At 47.6% G+C, this 951-nt stretch carries 1 protein-coding gene; it reads right to left on the bottom strand.

The genetic code is table 11. The features are described 5' to 3' along the window. Positions 1 to 951, bottom strand: a 951-nt coding sequence (locus tag KIV40_RS26445; RefSeq protein ID WP_285352150.1) for a flagellin, incomplete at both ends; no start/stop codon positions are given.

Here is a 951-nt window from a genome sequence, read left to right as displayed (position 1 = left end):
TTGCGTGGTTTCTTTGGCGTAGTCAGTATCTTGGATACGGCTGTTCGAAGCCGCTAGGTTTTCATGGATATTATCCAGATTATTGATCGCGTGGTTAAAGCGGTTTTGGTACGCGCCTAGTTCTGCTCGATGGCTATCAACGTACTTCATCGCTGTATCAAGGACAGCCACAGCTTGTTGCGCACCACCGACAGACGTAATATCGATATTATCAACCGCATCGTACCCTTTTAGCTGCAGCCCAAGTTCACTCGCTAAATCACCTGAAAACGATAAAGTGCCTGAAGTCTCTTCTCCAGCCATAAATAGCTGTAACTGCCCTTCTTCATCCACAGAGGCCGTGACTTTGTCAGTCTGACCATTAATATAAGTCGCAAGCTCTTCGATATCGTCGCCAGCTTTAGCATTGATTTGAATGGTTTCCGTCTCACCAAAACGATTAGTAAATGACATGCTAAGATCATTCGCACCGTCTTTTACTTGCCAATCAGAGTTTGCACGTCCGTTTGCAAAGTAACTAAAGCCGCCCATATCAATGCCATCACTGCGCATCGACTTTAATTCAACTTGCACGGCTTCACCTGACGCAGCACCGATTTGAAATGCCGACTTACCAAAGCTGCCATTGAGCAGTTTACGCCCACCAAAGGAGGTGGTTTCGGCAATGCGGTTTAGCTCATCGTTCAGTGCCGTCACTTCTTCTTGCAGTGCAGTGCGTTCCGCTTTGCTGTTTGAGCCATTAGCTGACTGGAGCGACAAATCACGCATACGCTGCATGATGTTAGTCACCTCATTCATCGCACCTTCCGCAGTTTGCATGATGGAAATGCCGTCGTTTGCGTTACGCACGGCAACATCCAAACCTCGCATTTGCGATTGTAGACGGTTAGAGATTTGCAGACCCGCAGCATCATCCTTTGCGCTGTTAATACGCTTCCCTGAAGACAAACG

This window comes from Vibrio sp. D173a (genome assembly GCF_030248475.1).
Note: the sequence above shows the minus strand (reverse complement) of the source record. Positions and strands in the feature narration are given on the sequence as shown.